The sequence below is a fragment of the Pseudogemmobacter bohemicus genome, assembly GCF_003290025.1.
Taxonomy (GTDB): Bacteria; Pseudomonadota; Alphaproteobacteria; order Rhodobacterales; family Rhodobacteraceae; genus Pseudogemmobacter; species Pseudogemmobacter bohemicus.
Genome location: NZ_QNHG01000001.1, coordinates 1,588,232 through 1,604,655 on the forward strand (window position 1 = coordinate 1,588,232; position 16,424 = coordinate 1,604,655).

The window sequence follows — 16,424 nt, forward strand, 5'->3', positions numbered from 1 at the left end:
CGATCCGCATTGGCATGACGGACCTCGTCGGCCATTTGTCGCGAGCAGGCGTTCGCACCTGCATCCATGCGCACTCAGGCCGACGATGCCCGTCTTGGCCCGAAACGTGATACAGTCTCGTGGTCGGCATGACCGAAGAAGGGTGGGGCCGGTGGACTGGAGGTAGTCCCATGCCCGTTGTTTTTCTTCCTATCCTTCGTCCCGTCCGTGCGCCTTGGAACAAGGGACGTATTGTTGGCCAGAAACGCCCGCTTCTACCCCGGCATGTCTGGTCCATACGCGTTCGCCTCGAGATGGCAGGCAATTTACGTGACCTAGCGCTGTTCAACATGGCCGTGGACAGCAAGTTGCGTGGTTGCGATCTCGTCAGTCTCAGGGTCCGGGATGTATTCGCTGCTGGGCGTGTCAAGGAACGAGCGTCGATGATCCAGAGCAAGACCGCGAAGCCGGTCCGGTTCGAAATCACCGAGACGACGCGGCTGTCTCTCGAGCGCTGGATCCACGACCCCGAAATGATCGGCCTGGAGTTCCTTTGGCCCAGCCGAATCCATGGCAGTCCGCATCTGTCGACGCGACAGTATGCCCGGATCGTCCGGGGATGGGTTGTATCGGTCGGACTGGAGCCTAGCGCCTACGGTACACATTCGATGCGGCGAACCAAGGTGGCGCAGATCTACAAGAAGATCGGAAACCTACGGGCGGTCCAGCTGCTGCTTGGCCATACGAAGATGGACAGCACGGTGCGCTATCTCGGTGTCGACATCGAGGATGCTTTGACGCTCTCTGAGGGGATCGACCTTTAGAAAACTAATCCGACCGGCGCATTCCGCGCTGGTCGGCCCACAGTACCAGTTACTGCACTGTGCGCGAATGTCGGCCATCAATGATACTACGCCTACACACGCGCAATCTCACGGATCAGATCATTTGTCTCTGGTCTCGTCGTTTGGTGCCGATAACGAAGCGCAGAAACGGTTCGCGAAATTTCAAGGCCGTCGATGGGTATCGAAACGAGGCCCCTGTCTGCTGGAATTGCCGTGGTTGGCAAAATCACCGCGCCTAATCCCTTCCGCGCGAGTTCGACTAACCAATCCACGCGATTTGACCGATAGGCCGCGTAGAGTTCGTGACCTTGGTCTGCACATGCCCCATGCAACGCATCCCGCATTTCGCAATTGGGTCGATCGAGCATGTCAGTTTCAGCGAGTGTCGAAAGAGAAATAGCGTCTCGTTCAGACAACGGGTGCGACTTGGACACCACGACCTTGTAGGACTCGTCATAGAGCTGGTCTATTCGATAGAGGTCTTCACTGACCGTCGCCGCCGTGACAACGACGTCAAATTCACCCTCCCGCAATCCGGCCAGAAGCTTGGAGGCAGACGCCACGATCAACTCTATTTCGGCTTGCGGCAATCGTGTACGGAAGCGTTCCACGGCGGCTGAAATCCGGTTGTGACCGATCGTTTCGCCAACACCGACAGAAATAGGAACCCGCTCTAGTCGCATGTGGCGGACGGCTTCTGCCTTAGCCGCCTGCGTTTCATCATGCGCCTTCTGTAGCCTTGGCTGCATGAGTTTTCCGAGTGCCGTCAACCTGCATCCCGCGCGATCCCTGACAAACAGATCCCCCCCGAGCTCGTGTTCAAGCTTCTTGATCGCGGTCGTCAAGGACGGTTGGGAAACATTTGAGGCGCTAGCGGCATGGGTGAAGTTGCGATGCTGGCAGACAGCCAAAAAATACCTGATCTGGTTCATCTCCACTGCCACAGTCTCCGTCACTTTCCGCCATGAGGTTCACCATAGCACATGCCTATCAAAGAATAGAAGTTCAGGATTGGTGCCCGAGGCATTCGGCATGGGAAAAGGGTGCATCGAAACCAAACCCAACGACCTGTCGATCAGGAGGCGACCATGAAAGCCCAAATTCTCAAGACACTCGCCGCTTTGGCCTTGATCACAACATCTGCACCCGCACAGGAAGCCCCAATGGAAAATCACACTGCCAGCTACATCGCCATGCCCGCCGCTGAAGGCCAGACCGAAGCATTCGCCAAGTTTCTGGCCGGTGCCGCCCCGATTGTCGCGGACACCGAACCAGGCACCGTGCTTTGGTTTGCATTACAAGCCGACGATACGCTCGCGATCTTTGATATCTTCGTGGATGAAAAAGCGCGCGATGCGCATTTCTCCGGCGCTGTGGCCGCGACTTTGAACCAAAATGCCGACGCGCTGGTCGCCGGGGGCTGGGACGATGGTGTTGTCGCGAATATCAACAATTCCGATGTCCTGTCGATGAGGGAACCGGTTGATCTCTACTCGGCCACGACAGCCACGTACATCACGCTCGAAGCAGCACCCGGCAAAGGGCCGGAATTGACAGCCTTGCTGACCGCAGCTGGTCCCATCGTCGAAGAAACCGAACCCGGCACATTGTTCTGGGCGGCGCTGCAGATTGACGAAACATCCTTCGCAATCTTCGACATCTTCACCAACAATGCTGGCCGTGAAGCACACTTTGCCGGTCAAGTCGCCGGGCTGCTGAAGGAACGGGCAGCGGAGTTGGTCGCTGGCGGGTGGGACGACGGTGTGGTCGCTAACGTCCACAACTTCGACATCCTCGCCATCAAGTAACGCGATGTGACAGGAACAAGAGGCGCCTGGTGCAACGCATCAGGCGCTTTGCCGAACGAATTTAGATCACCGTGAAGCGGTCGTTCGAGTAACTGCAGCGAATTAGCGCTTTGTCCGCATTGCTGACCTCCATCCTTTGCGCAGCGACCGTCCGCTCTCCGCCCTTCCCGCTCATCCGCAGAAGGCTGATCGCCAAGATCTTCCGCCTTGACTTTCGTCGCAGGTTTCACATGTAGTAACGTGACTACAAATGGAGGCCGCGATGACGATTCATACGATCAGCAGCCGTGAACTGAACCAGGATCTGGCCCGGGCAAAACGTGCGGCGCTCGACGGGCCGGTGTTCATCACGGATAGGGGCCGACCGGCCCATGTGCTGATGAGCTTTGCGCAGTATCAGCAGATGAGCGGCCAGCGCCGCAACATCCTCGATGCGCTTGCGGCGCCAGGACTGTCTGACATCGAGTTCGAGCCGACAAAGGCTGAGATCGTGTCCCGACCGGCCGATCTGTCCTGATGTTCCTGCTCGATACCAATGTGATTTCCGAGTTGCGTAAGGCGGGGGATGGCAGAGCCGATGCCAATGTCACCGCCTGGCTGAGCGGTCAGGATGCCGGAGCACTGTTCCTCTCGGCAATTACGGTGATGGAGCTCGATATCGGTGTGCGCCGCATCGAGCGGCGCGATGCGGTGCAGGGAGCCATGCTGCGGGCATGGTTCGCAGAACGGGTCATGCCGGAGTTCCAGGACCGGGTTTTGCCGGTAGATACAAGCGTGGCACTGCGATGCGCGGGTCTTCACGTTCCTGATCCGAGATCAGAACGGGACGCACTGATAGCGGCGACGGGGCTCGTCCATGGTTTCACGGTCGTGACCCGAAACACCGGTGATTTCAAGGACACAGGGGTGATCTTGCTTAACCCTTGGGTCAGGGTTTGACTGACAGCCAGCGCGCTCTGGTACAGGCTTTCGGGCCGAGCGCATATTACTAGGACACCTGTTCAGGGGACGCCTTCTCCCGGTTCTCGGACGAAATGCAACCGGGATAGGGATTGGCGGGTTCGTAGCCTATCCCATTCTCAACGAAGAAGCCCAATCGCCCGAGCAGCCACGCCCGCCAGCAGCAGTCGCAGCCAGCGTGGCGGTTGGCGGCCCGAATAGCCAGCGAGATACATCTGGTTCAGAAGACCGCTGCGAAGGCGGGTTGCAGTGCAACCCTTACCCATCTTTCCCGACCGGCACGACTGCAAAGCGATCAGCCGTGAGTGAGGTCTCATAAACGGTCTGCCCGTCTTTGGCGTAATTGCTCTCGCCGATCCGCCCCCTCACATGGACGAGGTCGCCGGGTTTCAGGTTCTCCTTCAGCCAGGCGAAACCCGCCGTGCTGCGCTCAAAAAGGGTGACGGTGTTCCAGTCGGTGCGCTCGCGCAGCTCGCCGCTGTCCTTGTCCTTCCAGCTGTCGGTTGCGGCGATGCTGACCTTCAGGACCTTGCCGCCGCCAAGCTCGGTTCTGCGGCCGACATAGCCCTGAATCTGGAATTCCGCGAAGGTGTACAGCATCTCATCTCTCCTCGTTACGATACTGGTTTCAAAGGCCGGACCGCCCATATGGGCGGCTACTTCCCAAGCCGCCGGGCCCTCTCAGCGACCCGGACAATCTGACCGCCGGCGGCCAGCGCGGCGGATTTCACGGCAGGTGCATTCTGGGCGATCTGGCGGCCGACCATTTCGCCGGTGCTGAGATTTCCCATTCGCTCGCGCGCCTGCACGCCGCGCGTGTTCAGCATCCCGCGGGTCATTGCGGCCGTCCCGGCGGCGACGGCTGGGCCGGCAACCACCATGAAGTTCCCCGACAGCCCACGCACGATCAGGGGCGTTGCCGCGACGAAGCCCTTCGCCAGGAAGATCATGACGAAGAAGGGGATGAGCGAGCCAATGTTGGTGGCGGATTCCGGGTCCCCAACCTGAGTGAGAAGGGCGTTTGCCATGCCCACCACAGTCGAGAACATCGCGGCGATCACCACCGGGTAGAACGCATAGCTGACGGTTGTGGAGACCCAACGGTGGAAGAAGTCCTTGGTTGCATCGAACAGCGACAGGGCAATCATTACCGGAGCCAGGCCCAACATCAGCGAGAGCATCATCTTGGCAAAGATCAGAACGATCCCGGTCATGAAGCCGAGGATGCTGAGCAAGATGAGGCCGATGCCGCCCAGGATCGCGCCTGTCATCCACCCCAAGTTATTGCCGATGGCATTCAGATAGGCCGAGAACTGTTCGATCAGATCATCGAACTCGCCAGCGAAATGTGTCGCGCCGGCCCCGCCGCCGCCGACTGAAGAGACCAGGGCACCCGCGATGTAGTCCAGGCCGCCGATCACAGCGTTCGCCACCGCGTTGAAGCGGGTCCAGTTGAAGGCGAAGAACCCGATCAGGGTCAGTTTCAGCAGGTACCAGAAGAAGGTCGCGCCATCCATGCTGCGGTACTGGAAGGCCATGTTAATGCAAAGGCCGATCAGGGAGAGCGTGACCATCAGCAGGGTGATCGTGCCGATATTGCTTGCCACAGCCCCGAACTGCGATTCCGCAGCCGAGGCGAGGAAGCTATCGGCTGAACCGACCATCCAGCTGACGACACCCATTACCAGTTGCCCTGCGTTTCGCAGATGGATTGGACGCGATCCGCAATGGTGCGCTGGTGCGCCCTGAGCTCCCGGCGAAGCGCGGTCTGCTCACCTTGGGGCAGCTCGATATACCGCTCACGGTACTCTTCGTCAGCCGCCGTCCACTCCGGGAAGCGGGTTTCGCAAGAGCAGTCCTGCGTGGATGCGATGCTTTCCCAAGCCCGAACCTCGTAGAGCTCCATGAGAGTAACTGCCTTCCAGGCTTCCCGGATGTGCAGTTCCTCAACCCATGCCGGGCGCTCAGACCTGTCATTGCAGATCCGGTAGCGCTGCGGCTCAAGCGTGGGTGTCAGATCGTTGGTGACGGGCGTTTGGCCGATGGCCGGAAGGGCGGCGGCGCAAACGGCAGCAGCGAGAACGAGAACACGCATTGGGTTTCCTTTCATCATTCAGCGGCAAGGCGTGAGGAGGCCTCATCCGAACCAATGCCGGGCAGGTAGAATTCGGTGATGCCTCTGGCCCCCTCGTGGCGGCCGGCCTGAATGATCACGTCGATCGAGCCTTCGATGTAGGTGATCATGTCAGCATAGGTCATCGGAAGGTCCGTCTTCAGGGCGGCAATGGCAAGACGCCGGACGGCGAGCTGCGGTGTCTCGGCATGAAGCGTGGTCAGAGACCCGCCATGGCCGGTGTTGATCGCCTCGAGGAAGGTCATCGCCTCCTTGCCGCGCACCTCGCCCAGAACGATCCGATCCGGTCTCATCCGCAGAGTCGAGGTTAGGAGCGCGTCGGCGCTGCGTGCTTCAGATTCCCGATCGGAGATCAGCGTCACGACATTTGGCTGCTCGGGCCTGAGTTCGGCAGCTTCCTCGATGGTCAGGATGCGCTCGTCATCCGGGATCAGAGAGATGATCTTGCGGGCGGCGACCGTCTTGCCGGTGGATGTGCCGCCGGAAACGATCATGTTCAGCTTGTTTTCGACACAAAAGCGTAGAGCCGCATCGATCTCGCCCGAGGCCACCACCTTCCGAAGCGCGAGGTTGCGTTCCTTGCGCAGACCTTCAAGGCTACGTTCGCGGCCGTAGAGGAAGCCAAGCCTGATCTGCTCGAGCGGGAGCGTCGAGAAGAATCGCAGCGAGATGGAAAACCCGCCTTCGACGGCCGGCGGCTGGATGACCTGAGCCCGGATCGGTCGATCCCCCCAGAGGATGCTGACCGAGACGATGGGCTTGCGGTTGCTGAGCGTCGTGTTGGCCGCCGAGGCGATTTGGTTGCCAAGGTCCCTGATCTCGATCTGCGTGAGCGGCTGACCCAGGTCTCGCATGAAGTGATCGCCCTTGGAACTCGCCCCAGACCCGGCCATCGGGGTTGATGCAGATCTCGATCACATCAGGGCGGCGGATCGGATCCCCCAGCCGTGCCAGCGAGGCTTCGAGATAGCTTGCCGCCATCAGAGGATCTCCAGATCGCGGTCGACCATCACGGTGATGCGCGTTCCCTGCGGCACGCGGATCACCGGACGGATCGAGAGATAGTCCTGCATCACGCTGCGGCTGGCATCGCGAAGGTCCGTGGCCACATCGCTGGCCGCATCCGAGGTCGTGTCGTCGTCAATGCTCGCGGCGGCCGCTGCCGGGACCGCGCCGATGAGGGAGATCAGTGCGGCAGAGCCAAACCGGGTGCCAAATCGGCTGTCGACATCGCCCGTGACGCCAGAGCGGCCGAGTTCATCACCGCCAAAGGCGCTGATCTGGACGGTCTGGTTGTCGGGCAGAATGACCCGGTCCCAGCCGACCATCACACGGGATTGCGCGAGGGAGGGCGAGCTTCATTCCGACCGGTCCGATCTGATGGCATATTGGGTGACGGTGAAGCCGAAAGGGTTCTGCCAGACATCGTCGATGCTGCGGGCGTGTTCCGGGCGGAACTCGAACATCAGCGTTGCGGTGAAGAGCCCGACCTGACCGCCCTGCGGGCTTGTCAGGCGCTTGCGCAGGCGAACCTGGGCGCGGTTTTCGCCGATCAGGGTGATGCTTGCGATCTCGACCGCCATCTCGGATGTGGCGCCGTAGCGGGTCGGAGGAAAACTCTCGTGGCCGCTGGTCCACATGGCGCGCATGCTGGCCTCGGCCGCACCGCTGGATTGCGCCAGCACCCGGTTCACGCGCAGGTCGTTGTCGAGCTGGTTATAGGTCTCCCGATCCAGGATGTAGCGATAGATCTGGGACTCGATCACCGCAGGGCGCTCAGACAGTCGCACCGCTTGGACAGTCGCGTTCGGCAAGGCGAGCCCGCTCTCCGGGTCATAGGGCACGACCACAGGCAGGGGCGGCTCGACAAGGATCGCGACCGCCGCAGCCGCGAGGCAGCCCAGAACGCCGAAACCAGCCCCGGACAGACCGATCACCCGCCACTGGCGCTCCCGGCGCAGCGCACCGTAAACCAGCTCTTCCTCGACGACTTCGCGCAGGGCCATGTTCGAACCGGCCGTCATTCGAGGCTCGGCATGGTGAAATCCATGTAGCGCCGTTCCTCGGCGATGGTCGCGGCATCGACCACGCCAGCATTGCCCGCGCCGATGGTCTGGATTGCCTCCAGCTCCCACATCCGGGTCATGGCGATCGCGAGTTCTGCCGTCACGCGGGTGTTGTGGTCCATCGAGGCCTTGAGATCGTCCATATCTGGGATCATCGCGACGAGGCGCTCGACCCGGGCCAGCGATTGCGCCGCTTCCGCATGGCTGTTCTGCGCCGCGGCCGAGAGCACCGCGCCTGTGGTAGCCCGTGTGGCAATGCCCTCGGCCCCGGGGCTCCCGCTGGTGGCGATCTCACGAAGGGAATCCTCGTCGAAACCCGCGCTCGCCAGCGCCTGCTGCATCTGGGTGCGCATCGGCCCCGCAGTGACCCCGAGCAGATTGCTCCAGTCGCCCTGCTGGATGCCGCGGATCAGGCCGGGGATGTCCTCGAACTTGGCCTCGAGCAGCTGATCCAACTCGCCGCCCATGAGGAGGCCGAGGATTTCGCGCGGCCCGGTCAGCGAGGCATACATGCTCTGCAACTGGTCGAACTGCTGCTGAAGCATGTCCAGCTGCTCAACGGCATTCTCGAAGATGTCGCTCTGGATCCCGAAATCCTCCAGCATCTGCTGCAGCTGACGGATTTCCTGGGCGATGTTCTGGGTATCGACCGTGGGCACGCCCTGGGCCGAGGCGCCGCCTGCGAGGCCAAAGCAGAGCGCTGTGCTGATCAGAAACTGTCTCATCGCAAATCCTCCAATCGGAAATCCATGAACCGCCGCTCGGCCGCCTGAGCGGCGGCCAGCGCGATCTGTTCATCACTCAGGGGTTGGGTCTGCGCTGCTTTGAGCCTTGTGCGGATTGCGACAATCCGGGCCAGTTCGGCACGCGCATAGGTGTTCAGGGCAATGGACGCCTGCAGATCTTCTGTCGTTCCGATAATACTAATTATGTCTTGTAATCGCTGTGCCGCGGCCTGAACCGACACCATGGAATAGTCGCCATAGACGCCGGATCCATGCGCTGAGAGGCTGAAACTCGCATTGGCCAGCAGCACGGGATCGATGGTGCCAAGCGCATCGGGACCGCCCACCATGGCGAGATATCGGTTGTACTGCGCCGGGATGACCACGACGTAGTTCTGGGTCTCGGCAAAGGGCGGCACACCACTGTATTGCTGCACCCGGCCCGGGCCAGCGTTGTAGGCGGCAAGCGCATGGATGATGTTGCCATCGAACATGCCGAGCATCTGCGCGAGATAGCGTGCGCCGCCGGTCACCTGCAGATAGGGGTCGTCGTAGTAGGCCGGGTAGATGCCGAGATCGCCGGCTGTGCCGGGCATGATTTGCGTCAGACCAAAGGCCCCGACGCCGGACTGGGCACCGATCTGGAAGCGGCTTTCCTGCCAGATCAACGCCTGCAGGAGGCAGCGCCATTGCACCGGCGTCAACCCTGCGCGCGACACGCCGGAAAGCGAATAGGTGTCGCGGGCCCCGCGGATGATCAGTTCTTCGACCGTTTCGCGGGCGTCACCGAACAGGCGGGTGGCAGCGGGGTTGCCGTCTTCGGTCGCATAGAGTGCCGATGCAGCCGTCTCTCCCACGTGCCCGGCCTCCAGCGCGGCCACGGTCGCACCAACGGACACACTGGCGCCGACAGTCATCGCGCCAAGGATGCTCTCAAGTGAGGCCAGTTGCTGGCGCTCGATTTCGGCCAGTTCCTCTTCCCGGCTCAGCCGATCCCTCTGCAACGCGATGTCCAGATCTCGCTGTGCAATCGTCGCCGCCGTCCTGGCAAAGCCCTGAGCGTCAAAGGTCGGCACGCCTTGGGCGCCCAAAGGCTGGGCCAGCGAAATGCCGATCAGAACCTGTGGCAGGATCGGTCCCAGAACCCGGGCCATGGCGTCAGTCCGCCGCGCCGATCAGGGTGAAGGCGCAAGGGTCTGCCGCCCGCGAGACCTCGCCGGTCATGGTAGAGACCGTCACCCCAGAGGGCCGCTCAGCGAAGCTGAAGCAATTGGCTCGTGGGGCCTGCCCATCTGCGCAGGCGGCAAGGAGCAGGAGACTGCCGAGGACGGGAAGATGTATAAACCGGACACTATTTACACGAGACATCACACTACACCTTCCAGAAATCAGGGCGGTCGCGGTAATCCGCCCCCACGAGTTGCTCGCCCTTCTCCATCCCGCCAAGGACGGTCACGAGAGGGCCGAGGGCTGAGAGATCGGCATCGATGACGACCGAGCCACGGTCGTCGCGCACCAGCGCCAGGCGCGAGGCGGTGCCCACACCCAGAAGGACATCGAGTTCCTTCTCGCTGAGGCCGAGCATCGCATAGTCGGCCGCGGTGGCCCGGATGTTTGGCAGCAGGATCTGTGTCGGCACCGCCTCAACGATGGTCTTGCCGGTGCGCGTGCGCTCGAGCTGGCTCGCGTATTGCGTCATCATCACGACGACCGCGTTCTGTTTGCGGGCCGTAACCAACCAGTTGCTGAGGCGATCCGCGAAGTAGCCATTGTCGAGCGCCTTCCAGGCCTCGTCGATTAGGATCACTGTTGGGCGCCGGTCCTCAATCACCCGCTCGACCCGGCGGAAGAGGTAGGAGAGCACGGCCATGCGCTCACGCTCGCTCTCGGAATCGAGGATGCCGGTCAAATCGAAGCCGGAGACTTCGCCACCGAGCGAAAAGCTGTCTTGCGGGTTGGCCCCGAAGATCCAGCCATAGCGGCCGGTCTCGGTCCATTCCTGCATTCGCTCAAAGAGATCGCCGTCATCATCGGTCGAGACCAGCAGCGAGGCTAAATCCGACCAATTGCGCAGGCCCGCATGATCGGCGCCAGCGTTCTGGCGCACGACCTCCTGCAGGCGGTTGGTCTGAACCGGGGTCAGCGGCCGGTCGCGGCGCTCAAGCAGCGTCGCCAGCCAATCGGCAAGCCAAGCCTGACCTCGATTGTCGATCTCGGTCTGAAGTGGGTTCAGCCCGGTGGGTTTGCCCGCGCGTACGGTGGCATAGCTGCCGCCGAGAGCGCGGACCGCCATTTCCATCCCGGCGCGGTAGTCGAAGATGAAGAGCCGTGCCCCGGCCCGCCGGGCCATGGTCATCAGGAAGGCGGCGAGAACGGATTTCCCAGAACCAGGACGGCCGAGGATCAGCGTGTGCCCTCCGGTCGGCTCCTTCTCCGGTGAGCCCTGTTCGTGGAAGCTGAACCGGAAACCGCTGCGCTCCGGCGTCGGGAACAGAGCGATTGGCACGCCCCAGGGCAGTTCCTCACCGGTCTTCCCAAGTGGGGTGCGGTGGAATGTCGCCAGATCCGCGAAATTATGGTTGGTGATCGCGGCTTTGCGGCTCCGTGCTCCCGTATTCCCTGGGTGCTGCGCCATATAATGGGCGCGCGATCCAAAGCCTTCCGAGATCAGGTTGATTCCGGAACTGGCCGAGATGTTGCGGATCTCGGCGCAGATGTCGTCGAGATGGGCACGGGTCCGGGCATAAACCGCCACGGTCATATGGTGCTCGCCGAAAATAAGGCGCTTCGATTCCAGATCGTCCTGTGCCAGCTCCAATTCCTGCGCGAGACTGACCGCACCATCGTTAGCGGCCTGCATCAGCCGCAGCTGGCGCTTGATCCGGCCCGCCATGATATTCGAGTTGATTGGAACGAAGGAATGGGTGACGACCATATCGACCGGCAGGTTCAACTCATCGAGCATCAGACTGTCGGTCTTGGCCGGGTAGTTCTTGACGGCAAAGATCGCGCCGAACTTGTCGCCCACGGCGCCATCAGTCAGATGGATCTCTGCGCTGCGGAAGGTCACGCGCGTGTTGGCCACGTCCTCGGCGAAGATGCCGAGGCGCGAGGCCGGGAAGAGAGGGTGCTCCTCGCCCGTGTTCAGGCTGCCGAGGAAGCCGAGCAACTCGCCGCTCTCGGCCGTCAGCACGCGCGGCTTCAGATCGGCAAAGCTGGAGAGCATGAAACCTACCACCTCCTCGAGCTTGCGCAGGCGCCGCATCGATTCGGCTGCCAGGCGGGCGCGCGAGGCCGCTGCGATGAAGGGGATTCGGCTGCCCGGCTCGGGGCGCTTCAGGATCGAAAGCGTGAGGGTTTTGTCGCGCAGCCCTCCCTTTGCAAGCTGCGCCTGCCAACGCGCATCAACCGCGGCTGCGAACCCGTCGCCTGGGATTGGCGGCAGTCGCGTGTCCACCGCCTTTGAGACCTTGTGAAGATAGAAGGAAAATTCCGTCCCGACCTGTGCCACCACACCTGCAAGCAGCTCCCCAATCCGATCGAGATGGCTGTCCTCGGTTGTGGTGCTGTTCACCCCCTCCAACCGGATGCATTGCATCAGTTCATTGCCCCGGGTGCGGACCGTGTTGCCAGCGACCAGGCTGACATAGGGCAGCATATGCGCGAGCCGCTTCTCCTTCCCGGCCCAGCTCGGCAACGCCGAGATCGGCTCGGCAGTGAGATCGGCGTAACCCGTTGCAGCGGTCACGGCATCACGGGGCATAGCTGTCTCCCCCGTGATGCTTGCGGTTCCGCGTCGGCGGGGTTTCTTGCAGCGTGATCACCAGCACGTCGAGAAAGTTCGGATCCCAATCCGCCGCCTTCCATAACAGCGGCCAGGCAATCCCGGCCGCCACGACGATGATCCAGCTCTGGACCCAGAGGAACAGCATCGACGACCCAAAAAGCCAGACCATGGCATACATGATCGGCAGCCCCATCAGCTTGGGGGGCCGCAAAAGGCCGATGAAGACGCGCGACTGTTCCGCCATGACCCTCAGACCTCAGGTGGTCCAGATCGCGGCAACGATGGTCGGTGCGGCGGCGATGCCGGCGATCGCCACCAGCACCCAGAGCGCCTGCCGAAAATCGAGAATCCCGAAAAGCCAGGACAGGAACACCCCGATCAGCGCCAGCGTGCCGATCACGATGCCCAGGGGGCCGGTGATCGCATCAACGATGCCTTGCAGCAGTGTCTGCACCGGTGAGAGGTCGATGCTCTGTGCCAGCGCAGGACCTGCCAGCACCACAAAGGCCATCACCATGAGAGCCGTGACGGAAGGGGACTTCATCAACTCGTTCCTTTCAGCCGCGCATAAACGGCTTGCACACGGGCCACATGACCCTGGGTCTCAACATAAGGGGGGATGCCACCGTGGCGGGTGACGGCCTCGGGCCCGGCATTATAGGCAGCAAGCGCCAGTTCCGGCGTTCCAAAGGTCTCGAGCATCAGGAGGAGATAGCGGGCCGATCCGTCGAGGTTCTGCCGCCAGTCATTCGGATCGACCCCGAGGAAGCTGGCGGTATCGGGCATCAGCTGGCCGAGGCCGATGGCACCGGCATGGCTGAGGGCCGCAGGATTGTAGGCGCTCTCCACCTCGATATTGGCCCGGTAGAACAGCGTCCAGTCGCTGACAGAAAGGCCCGCTCGCCTCAGCGCGGCATGGCCGCCATAGCGCAAGGCGGTGTCTTCGATGCCTTGGAGGATGTCGGGGCTAGCAGAAGCAAGCCGAGGCGCGGCGACAATGGCACCAGAGTCACCATCATCCCGCGGTGTCGAAAAGAGGAAGAGCCGCTCCGGAATGTCGGCGCCGAACTGGCGCATGAAGCCAGTATCGGATGACACCGCGGCCAGTTGGCCATCCAGCGCCACCCGAAACACAAAACCCTCGGCGCTCGCGCCAGCCGGAGCGAACCCGGCAAGGACGCAGAGGGCCAGAACAAGGGATGCAGCCTCAGCGCTGCTGCGCGGGCGCGGACTCCGGCAGTTGGTGGAGAGAGCGCCCCCCTTCGTCGAGCGGAATATGCGCCGTGCGCATCCCGATATCAGAGAGGAAACTGACGAGCCCAACGACGGTCTTGAACTCACGGGCCTTGATGTAATTGCGGCTGGTGACGACGATCTTCTCATCGCCGCTCGAAGGGCCGATCGCCCGCACATACCAGGAACCATACCAGGCGTTGAGGCGCTTCTCGGCTGCAGTCCGACAGACCACTTCGGCCGAATAGCCCTGTGCCAGCAGCTGTCGCAATCCGTCTTCTGTAACCACATTCGGGGCGTCTTCTAGCATGGTCTCCCCGCGGCTCCTCTCCATTGAATGGGTCAGGCCATGGGGAATCAAATCACCATAGCCGTATCATTACACCATTATTGATAGCAATGATTATTTGTTGCCTTGACGGCAAATCATCGCTCCATAAAGGTGGATAGCCCAAGACAGTGACAAATCAAAGCAATGACGGGGCCTCGTCCGAAACATGGTGAAGCTGCGCCTGATATCCTGCCTTGTCGCCATCATGGTGAGTTGCTCCGCCGCCTTAGCATCATGCGATCCCCCTGAACGGCCATGGTTGCCAAGCGACCCGGCCGATGTACGGGCCTATGCCGATCTGATCCGGGACGACTTCGAGGACTACATCTCCGCAGTGCAGGACTACTTCCGCTGCCTCGATGCCGAGCGTGCCCGGGCCTTCTCCGAGGCACAGGAGGTCAGTCAGGATTACGGGCGTTTCCAGAGCGTGGTGGGACACTGAGCCGAAGATCGGACGCGTCAGCCGCACGATAAGCAATGCAAGAATGTTGCATTCAATAGTGGTGTATCGTAGCGATAGGGGATAACTGAGCGAGTCGCTTCCATGTACCCTGCCTTTCGAAGCACCATTTTGACAGCCACTCTGGCCCTGACCGCCGCAGTCTCGAACCCTGCCCCCGTTCAGGCACAGACCTACCAGATCGACTGCGCTATCCTTCTGTGCCTCGCCGGCGGCTGGCCAGCCTCCGTGCCCTGCTCGCGGGCCCGCGCCGAGTTCATCCGCCGCATCACGCCCTGGCCAGTCGAGCCGCCCCTGCAGATCTGGCGCTGCCCGATGGGCGCATCCGTCAGTGGCGGTGCGCCGCTCAGCCCGATGGAGCGGCTCTATGACATTGCGTTCCGCGAGCCGCGTGAAAGTACCCTGCCCATCCCTATCGAAGTGCCGGGTCTGACCCTCGCGCAGGCCCTGGAGCAGGCCGATATCGACATCTCCGGCGATGCTTTCGACTTCGTGCGCAGCATCCGGGTCTACCACATCCAGTTCAGCCAGCATCAAAACCGCGATGGCGACTGCATCCGCAGCGATTCCACCCGTCTCGGCTCCTATGGCACGCAAGGCGACTACGGTTGGGCCAGATCCTCGGTGGCCGCTGTCCCGGAGGCATCGAGCCTCGCGTTGCCGGAGCATTGCCGAAGCTATTCCTGGCGCTCGGTCTTCGTGGATTGGCGTGACCATGCCGGAAACTATGGATCTGAAGAGGTCCGCTATTGAAAAGCCGCCGGAGCCTTGCGGCCCCGGCGGCTCTCTGTGTCGGGGACATTCGATCCCCTTTTTGAAGACGACGCCAGACCAAAGGTCCAACACCAAAACCTCAAAGAACACTCACCTAGCCAGAGTGTTCTAACCCATCCCTTGAGGTTGCGCAACCAATAATGTTATATTGATTGCAATGGTGATGTATTGCTGTGTGCTTGGCGCGTCGTATCGGAGACGACGATCATGGAACTCACCACTGGCGCCATCCTTCGCCGCATCACCCACACAAACCTCTCTTGCGCCGCACACAAGCTCGCGACACTCATTCTCGACGGCATTGCCTGGAAGGATGGCTACAACGGCCTGCCGCACGGCACTGCCGCCTTTACCCTGAGCGATCTCGCTGAACGGATGGAGGTCTCGCGGCAGCATCTGCACAGCCTGCTGACGGAGCTGGCGGCTTCCGGACTGCGGCTTTTGCGCCGTCGCGGCAAGGGCAGGTTCGCGCCCTGGCTCTTTCGGTTTGGGTGCTGCGATGAGAAGGATGCCGTGGATGAGGTGTCAACCACAGCTGACATCTCGCCTTATATAAGAGATTCAAACAAAAATGTGTTTCATGGAACAATCATGGTGGATCGTGAAAGGCCTGAAACGGCAGCGCACTGGCTGGCGCTGATCGGGAAGGCCAAGACCGCCATGCCCTGCCGTACCGCCGACGCACGGCACATTTGGGAGCGGTTCCGGGAGTTCAACCGACGGCGAGGGCATGAGGCGGTGCCGGCGGGGTACTTGCTCGGGTTCATGCGGAAGTGGCAGGGCAGATGTGGTGAATTTCGGTCGGACCCGCCTCAGCAAGCTGTCAAAGCAATCGCGCCGGCGGTCAAAGAGTTGCAGCGCCTGATGGCGGCAGCCCCATTTATCAATCGATATTTCCATGAAGGTGATTTGAAACGGGCGATCGGCGAACACCTTTACGAGGAGCGGGTGGAAGTTCTCCGCGCCAAATTCAGGTGTTCGAGGTTTCAAGCACAGTTGGCAGCGCATGGCATGGCAGTTTCGGCGGGGACCATCCAGCGATGATGCCGGAGCTAATCACCTCGAGTTAGACCAAGGCTGGGCGCGAACATTCTCAGCCATTTATCGATTGGATTCGCCAGATCCACGAGCGACCGTGCCCACAGATGAGGAGTTGCGATGGGCGATTAAGCGCAACCGGGCATTGATCTCGACCCGGCCTTGTATGTTCGAGCCGCAGGATTGGTCCAGACGTTAGCGACTTGGCGTCTCTACGGCCAATCATAGCTGCCAAGCCAAATGCATTCATGCTGTTCGCAGGTGGGCCGGGTGCTCCGTCCCGG

At 61.5% G+C, this 16,424-nt stretch carries 19 protein-coding genes and 2 pseudogenes; 7 read left to right on the top strand and 14 right to left on the bottom strand.

Annotation, left to right across the window (positions count from 1 at the left end; all coding sequences use genetic code 11):
• Window positions 1-170: 170 nt before the first annotated feature.
• A complete protein-coding gene (locus tag DRF71_RS07605; protein ID WP_112310067.1) occupies window positions 171-803 on the top strand; it encodes a tyrosine-type recombinase/integrase in 633 nt (210 codons plus the stop codon).
• A 92-nt stretch (window positions 804-895) separates the two neighbouring features.
• Here DRF71_RS07605 and DRF71_RS07610 read toward each other — a convergent pair whose 3' ends face one another.
• Window positions 896-1,756 (bottom strand): LysR family transcriptional regulator, encoded by an 861-nt coding sequence (locus DRF71_RS07610; RefSeq protein ID WP_198672113.1) that lies wholly within the window; start codon window positions 1,754-1,756, stop codon window positions 896-898.
• Window positions 1,757-1,912: 156 nt separating this feature from the next.
• Between DRF71_RS07610 and DRF71_RS07615 the strand changes: the two genes are divergently transcribed.
• From DRF71_RS07615 to DRF71_RS07625, 3 genes are all read left to right on the top strand, one after another.
• Window positions 1,913-2,632 (top strand): hypothetical protein, encoded by a 720-nt coding sequence (locus DRF71_RS07615; RefSeq protein ID WP_112309810.1) that lies wholly within the window; start codon window positions 1,913-1,915, stop codon window positions 2,630-2,632.
• Window positions 2,633-2,882: 250 nt separating this feature from the next.
• Entirely contained in the window at window positions 2,883-3,149 is a 267-nt protein-coding gene (locus DRF71_RS07620; protein WP_232831348.1) for a type II toxin-antitoxin system Phd/YefM family antitoxin, read from the top strand.
• The gene (locus DRF71_RS07625; protein ID WP_198672089.1) at window positions 3,149-3,571 is read left to right on the top strand and encodes a type II toxin-antitoxin system VapC family toxin; all 423 of its coding nucleotides are present in this window, start codon (window positions 3,149-3,151) and stop codon (window positions 3,569-3,571) included. Before DRF71_RS07620 ends, DRF71_RS07625 begins: the two co-directional genes overlap by 1 nt.
• Window positions 3,572-3,850: 279 nt before the next feature.
• Here the strand turns inward: DRF71_RS07625 and DRF71_RS07630 are convergent, their stop codons facing one another.
• The 13 genes and pseudogenes from DRF71_RS07630 to DRF71_RS07695 form a co-directional block, all read right to left on the bottom strand.
• Window positions 3,851-4,192, bottom strand: a complete 342-nt coding sequence (locus DRF71_RS07630) for a single-stranded DNA-binding protein (protein WP_020952590.1) — start codon at window positions 4,190-4,192, stop codon at window positions 3,851-3,853.
• Between the two features lie 56 nt (window positions 4,193-4,248).
• Window positions 4,249-5,274 (bottom strand): type IV secretion system protein, encoded by a 1,026-nt coding sequence (locus tag DRF71_RS07635; RefSeq protein ID WP_112309813.1) that lies wholly within the window; start codon window positions 5,272-5,274, stop codon window positions 4,249-4,251.
• Window positions 5,274-5,687: a hypothetical protein gene (locus tag DRF71_RS07640; protein WP_112310070.1), complete on the bottom strand. Its 414-nt coding sequence runs from the start codon at window positions 5,685-5,687 to the stop codon at window positions 5,274-5,276. Before DRF71_RS07640 ends, DRF71_RS07635 begins: the two co-directional genes overlap by 1 nt.
• A gap of 14 nt (window positions 5,688-5,701) precedes the next feature.
• A pseudogene (locus DRF71_RS07645) lies at window positions 5,702-6,707 on the bottom strand (ATPase, T2SS/T4P/T4SS family).
• Window positions 6,707-7,084, bottom strand: a pseudogene (locus DRF71_RS07650) (TrbI/VirB10 family protein); the annotation flags it as partial. The pseudogenes DRF71_RS07650 and DRF71_RS07645, both read right to left, overlap by 1 nt.
• A complete protein-coding gene (locus DRF71_RS07655) occupies window positions 7,085-7,732 on the bottom strand; it encodes a virB8 family protein (protein ID WP_035715064.1) in 648 nt (215 codons plus the stop codon).
• A gap of 14 nt (window positions 7,733-7,746) precedes the next feature.
• Window positions 7,747-8,517, bottom strand: a complete 771-nt coding sequence (locus DRF71_RS07660; RefSeq protein ID WP_112309815.1) for a type IV secretion system protein — start codon at window positions 8,515-8,517, stop codon at window positions 7,747-7,749.
• Window positions 8,514-9,671, bottom strand: coding sequence for a lytic transglycosylase domain-containing protein (locus DRF71_RS07665; protein ID WP_112309816.1), 1,158 nt, complete (start codon window positions 9,669-9,671; stop codon window positions 8,514-8,516). The genes DRF71_RS07660 and DRF71_RS07665 overlap by 4 nt, the downstream gene beginning before the upstream one ends.
• Window positions 9,672-9,889: 218 nt before the next feature.
• Complete coding sequence (locus tag DRF71_RS07675) at window positions 9,890-12,280, bottom strand: VirB4 family type IV secretion/conjugal transfer ATPase (RefSeq protein ID WP_112309818.1); 2,391 nt, start codon at window positions 12,278-12,280, stop codon at window positions 9,890-9,892.
• On the bottom strand, window positions 12,270-12,548 hold the full coding sequence (locus DRF71_RS07680) for a type IV secretion system protein VirB3 (RefSeq protein ID WP_035715013.1): 279 nt from the start codon (window positions 12,546-12,548) through the stop codon (window positions 12,270-12,272). Before DRF71_RS07680 ends, DRF71_RS07675 begins: the two co-directional genes overlap by 11 nt.
• A 12-nt stretch (window positions 12,549-12,560) precedes the next feature.
• Window positions 12,561-12,848: a TrbC/VirB2 family protein gene (locus DRF71_RS07685; protein WP_112309819.1), complete on the bottom strand. Its 288-nt coding sequence runs from the start codon at window positions 12,846-12,848 to the stop codon at window positions 12,561-12,563.
• A complete protein-coding gene (locus DRF71_RS07690) occupies window positions 12,848-13,381 on the bottom strand; it encodes a lytic transglycosylase domain-containing protein (protein ID WP_112310071.1) in 534 nt (177 codons plus the stop codon). The genes DRF71_RS07685 and DRF71_RS07690 overlap by 1 nt, the downstream gene beginning before the upstream one ends.
• Window positions 13,382-13,511: 130 nt before the next feature.
• Window positions 13,512-13,847: a hypothetical protein gene (locus tag DRF71_RS07695; RefSeq protein WP_112310072.1), complete on the bottom strand. Its 336-nt coding sequence runs from the start codon at window positions 13,845-13,847 to the stop codon at window positions 13,512-13,514.
• Between the two features lie 226 nt (window positions 13,848-14,073).
• On the opposite strand from DRF71_RS07695, the gene DRF71_RS07700 reads away from it, so the two are divergent.
• From DRF71_RS07700 to DRF71_RS07710, 3 genes are all read left to right on the top strand, one after another.
• The gene (locus DRF71_RS07700; RefSeq protein ID WP_112310073.1) at window positions 14,074-14,310 is read left to right on the top strand and encodes a hypothetical protein; all 237 of its coding nucleotides are present in this window, start codon (window positions 14,074-14,076) and stop codon (window positions 14,308-14,310) included.
• Window positions 14,311-14,439: 129 nt separating this feature from the next.
• The gene (locus DRF71_RS07705) at window positions 14,440-15,081 is read left to right on the top strand and encodes a hypothetical protein (protein ID WP_232831349.1); all 642 of its coding nucleotides are present in this window, start codon (window positions 14,440-14,442) and stop codon (window positions 15,079-15,081) included.
• Between the two features lie 228 nt (window positions 15,082-15,309).
• Complete coding sequence (locus DRF71_RS07710) at window positions 15,310-16,146, top strand: hypothetical protein (RefSeq protein WP_112309821.1); 837 nt, start codon at window positions 15,310-15,312, stop codon at window positions 16,144-16,146.
• The last annotated feature ends 278 nt before the right edge of the window (window positions 16,147-16,424 follow it).

Excerpts from the sequence above, each read along its gene's own strand:
- DRF71_RS07680 (WP_035715013.1), bottom strand. The coding sequence starts at position 12,548 with ATGGCGGAACAGTCGCGCGTCTTCATCGGCCTTTTGCGGCCCCCCAAG.
- DRF71_RS07640 (WP_112310070.1), bottom strand. The coding sequence starts at position 5,687 with ATGCGTGTTCTCGTTCTCGCTGCTGCCGTTTGCGCCGCCGCCCTTCCG.
- DRF71_RS07700 (WP_112310073.1), top strand. The coding sequence starts at position 14,074 with ATGGTGAGTTGCTCCGCCGCCTTAGCATCATGCGATCCCCCTGAACGG.
- DRF71_RS07665 (WP_112309816.1), bottom strand. The coding sequence starts at position 9,671 with ATGGCCCGGGTTCTGGGACCGATCCTGCCACAGGTTCTGATCGGCATT.
- DRF71_RS07620 (WP_232831348.1), top strand. The coding sequence starts at position 2,883 with ATGGAGGCCGCGATGACGATTCATACGATCAGCAGCCGTGAACTGAAC.
- DRF71_RS07630 (WP_020952590.1), bottom strand. The coding sequence starts at position 4,192 with ATGCTGTACACCTTCGCGGAATTCCAGATTCAGGGCTATGTCGGCCGC.
- DRF71_RS07625 (WP_198672089.1), top strand. The coding sequence starts at position 3,149 with ATGTTCCTGCTCGATACCAATGTGATTTCCGAGTTGCGTAAGGCGGGG.
- DRF71_RS07615 (WP_112309810.1), top strand. The coding sequence starts at position 1,913 with ATGAAAGCCCAAATTCTCAAGACACTCGCCGCTTTGGCCTTGATCACA.
- DRF71_RS07690 (WP_112310071.1), bottom strand. The coding sequence starts at position 13,381 with ATGCGCCAGTTCGGCGCCGACATTCCGGAGCGGCTCTTCCTCTTTTCG.
- DRF71_RS07675 (WP_112309818.1), bottom strand. The coding sequence starts at position 12,280 with ATGCCCCGTGATGCCGTGACCGCTGCAACGGGTTACGCCGATCTCACT.
- DRF71_RS07605 (WP_112310067.1), top strand. The coding sequence starts at position 171 with ATGCCCGTTGTTTTTCTTCCTATCCTTCGTCCCGTCCGTGCGCCTTGG.
- DRF71_RS07635 (WP_112309813.1), bottom strand. The coding sequence starts at position 5,274 with ATGGGTGTCGTCAGCTGGATGGTCGGTTCAGCCGATAGCTTCCTCGCC.
- DRF71_RS07710 (WP_112309821.1), top strand. The coding sequence starts at position 15,310 with ATGGAACTCACCACTGGCGCCATCCTTCGCCGCATCACCCACACAAAC.
- DRF71_RS07695 (WP_112310072.1), bottom strand. The coding sequence starts at position 13,847 with ATGCTAGAAGACGCCCCGAATGTGGTTACAGAAGACGGATTGCGACAG.
- DRF71_RS07685 (WP_112309819.1), bottom strand. The coding sequence starts at position 12,848 with ATGAAGTCCCCTTCCGTCACGGCTCTCATGGTGATGGCCTTTGTGGTG.
- DRF71_RS07655 (WP_035715064.1), bottom strand. The coding sequence starts at position 7,732 with ATGGCCCTGCGCGAAGTCGTCGAGGAAGAGCTGGTTTACGGTGCGCTG.
- DRF71_RS07660 (WP_112309815.1), bottom strand. The coding sequence starts at position 8,517 with ATGAGACAGTTTCTGATCAGCACAGCGCTCTGCTTTGGCCTCGCAGGC.
- DRF71_RS07610 (WP_198672113.1), bottom strand. The coding sequence starts at position 1,756 with ATGAACCAGATCAGGTATTTTTTGGCTGTCTGCCAGCATCGCAACTTC.